Raw genomic sequence first — 1,782 nt, forward strand, 5'->3', positions numbered from 1 at the left:
CTATTCCCTAAAACAAACGAATTTTGTACCTCACGCTTCTTGGGAATTGCTATATTAGTTTAAGACATATAAGCATTAAACACCGGAATTAGTAGGGGTTAGGTTTCAAATTAACTAAACTGTTGCAATTATCCAAGATTTTTCTGATTAATTAACTTTTTATACTAATTCTGAATATAAAACTTGACAAATATTCACTCTTTCATCAAAACCCATAACAATTTTAGTATACTACTTACTATTTAGAGAGAAAAATGGTAAAATATATTCCCTATCCAAATCTAACCTCAATCAAAATTAACCACAAATATAAAATGTCAAGTATAAAATTTGGGATTTTTAGATCGACTATCTTATTAGTAGCAGTAGTAACTATCTTTTATAATGATAGTAGTAAAGCAATAAATAATTATTTCCAATTAAGTCAAGCTAGCTCAATAGAAAATTTACAACAAATTATTGGGAAAGATGCACAGGTAGAAAAAGTAGCAGAAGGTTTCAAATTTACTGAGGGACCTGTCTGGCATCCTGAAGGTTTTTTACTATTTAGTGATATTCCTGAAAATACAATTTATCAATGGCAATCTAATCAAGAAGTTAAAGTATTTCGTCGTCCTTCTGGGAATGCTAATGGTAATACCCTAGATTTACAAGGAAGATTAATTACTGGTGAACATAGTAATCGTCGGGTATCGCGAACTGAAAAAGATGGCAAAATAATTACACTTGTTGATAAATATAATGGTAAACGTTTGAATAGTCCGAATGATTTAGTTGTCAAATCAGATGGTAGTATTTATTTTACTGACCCTCCTTATGGGATTAAATCAGAACAGGAAGAATTAGGTTTTTATGGTGTTTATCGAATTAGTCCAGACGGTAAATTAATTCTATTAGTTGATGATTTTGTTCGTCCTAATGGTATTGCTCTCTCCCCTGATGAAACGAAACTTTATGTTAATGATTCTGAAAAAGGTCACATTCGTATTTTTGATGTTAAGTCAGATGGAACTCTAGAAAACGGCAAGATTTTTGCTGAGTTAAAAGACCGAAATAAAGCAGGTGTTCCTGATGGAATGAAAGTAGATTTACAGGGAAATGTTTATAGTACCGGACCGGGAGGAGTTTGGGTTTTTTCTCCATCGGGAAAATTGCTAGGAATTATTGCTGTACCTGAGAAAGTTGCTAATTTAGCATGGGGAAATGATGACTATAAAACTCTTTATTTAACAGCCAGTAAAAGTCTGTACAAAATTACTCTTACAGTTACGGGAGTTAGACCAGGTGGAATTAGGTAGTAGGTGAGTTGAATAAGTTGGGCAAGACAAGGATTTTGCTACGGATACACAGAGAATTAAAATTAGGAAAAACTCTGGCAATACAAAGATTTTTACACAGATTTAGGGACGATTAGAATTAGAAAAAAAATCTATTACTAATTAGTGCTAATTGGTTTTTGGGGTGATAATTTTTGAGGGTTTTTCGCTAACTTATTAATTTCTTGATTTGGCGAAATAAGGTAGTAGGTGAGTTGCATAATTCTGGCAATATCAGGATTTTATTAGGATAAACTGATGATGAGTATTGCCAAGAAAATTCTCGGAATAAAAGTGGTTATTAGGATGATAATTGTTGAGGGTTTTTCGTCAACTTATTAATTTCTTGATTTGGCGAAATAGGGTAGTAGGTGAGTTGCATAATTCTGGCAAGACCAGGATTTTATTAGGATAAACTGATGATGAGTATTGCCAAGAAAATTCTCGGAATAAAAGTGGTTATTAG

At 32.3% G+C, this 1,782-nt stretch carries 1 protein-coding gene; it reads left to right on the forward strand.

Annotated features, from left to right (window positions below):
- Positions 1-314 precede the first annotated feature (314 nt).
- Entirely contained in the window at positions 315-1,298 is a 984-nt protein-coding gene (locus ACP6PK_RS10535) for an SMP-30/gluconolactonase/LRE family protein (protein WP_426559563.1), read from the forward strand.
- Positions 1,299-1,782: the final 484 nt, after the last annotated feature.

Origin of the sequence: Dapis hubbardiae BLCC-M172, assembly GCF_050016015.1 — a bacterium.
In the GTDB taxonomy this organism is placed as follows: Bacteria; Cyanobacteriota; Cyanobacteriia; order Cyanobacteriales; family Microcoleaceae; genus Trichodesmium.

Bases quoted from the DNA above. Each gene is read 5' to 3' on its own strand.
- ACP6PK_RS10535 (WP_426559563.1), top strand. From the start codon at position 315: ATGTCAAGTATAAAATTTGGGATTTTTAGATCGACTATCTTATTAGTA.